The sequence below is a fragment of the Streptomyces sp. NPDC059355 genome (assembly GCF_042752335.1).
In the GTDB taxonomy this organism is placed as follows: domain Bacteria; phylum Actinomycetota; class Actinomycetes; order Streptomycetales; family Streptomycetaceae; genus Streptomyces.
This window is the reverse complement of sequence record NZ_JBHYXN010000129.1, coordinates 1-1,002: the sequence shown is the minus strand read 5'-3', so window position 1 is coordinate 1,002 and position 1,002 is coordinate 1. Positions and strand designations below refer to the sequence as shown.

Below are 1,002 nucleotides of genomic sequence, written 5' to 3'. Positions count from 1 at the left end.
CAGGTAGTGACCGTGCCCGTCCCGACCAAGGCACCGAACACGCAGTACGCGGACAGCGAGCTGACGATCTACGACGTCATCGAATCCGACGCCGACATGGCCGAGGAGATCATGGCGGGCGTCGACGAGGCCCGCGCCGCCGCGGATAGCTGCGAGAAGATGATGACGCGGCTGGAAGCCCTGCACGAGAAGATCGTCGACCTCAAGGTGCCCGGCGTCCTGGAGGGCTGGGTGTTGATCCTCGCCGAGAAGGCCGTCAGCGTGAAGGCGAAGGCGGAGGCCCTGGCCGCGAAGCTGCCTGCGGCCTCCGAGTCCATCCGCACCGCCGGCGAGAACGCCGAGCGCCGCCACAAACCGCTCGCCGACGCCGTCCGCGACGCCGGACACGCCGCCCCCGCCGAGCGCGACTACCACGTCGAATAGGAGGACCACCATGTCTGATCTCATCCCCATCATCGATGACGCCTACATGCCGGTCGGCACGTTCGGCGTCGGTGACGCCCGTGTTCGAGCTGGGTCGTTCAGCGTCGGCGAAGCTCTGGTGAAGACCGGTTCCCTGGTCGTCGGCGCTGTCAGGTTCGGCATCGTCGTGGCGCAGCTGACCGCCGCCAGCGCCACCATGGCGGGCCTGTCCAACCAGATCCGCTCCACTTTCAAGTACGTGGAGGACTGCGCGAAGTCGGTCGACAGGCTTGCTGACCAGGCCGCCGCCCTCAGCGTCGACCAGTCCACTGTCAACGAGCACCGGGAAGCGGCGACCGTGATGTGGTCGTGCAAGGACGAGGCCGAAGCCATGGCCGTGGAGTGCGAGGAGATGTCCACGCTCTTCCATGCGACCGCCGACGGGCACATCGCCGATTACGGCGCCGTCGCGGACGCGGCCAACAACATGCCCGACGGCATCGAGATGGCCGACCGCACCTTCTACATCACCCGCTGACACACCCCGCAGCAGCACGATGGGCGGCGAACCCCAAGAAGGTTCGCCGCCCTTCCCTATGC

Annotated in this window: 2 protein-coding genes; both read left to right on the top strand. The window is 67.3% G+C overall.

The window, feature by feature from the left end:
- The coding region (locus ACFXGI_RS38840; protein ID WP_384717840.1) for a hypothetical protein at positions 1–423 on the top strand (423 nt) is incomplete at its 5' end.
- A gap of 10 nt (positions 424–433) precedes the next feature.
- A complete protein-coding gene (locus tag ACFXGI_RS38835) occupies positions 434–940 on the top strand; it encodes a hypothetical protein (RefSeq protein ID WP_384717837.1) in 507 nt (168 codons plus the stop codon).
- Positions 941–1,002: the final 62 nt, after the last annotated feature.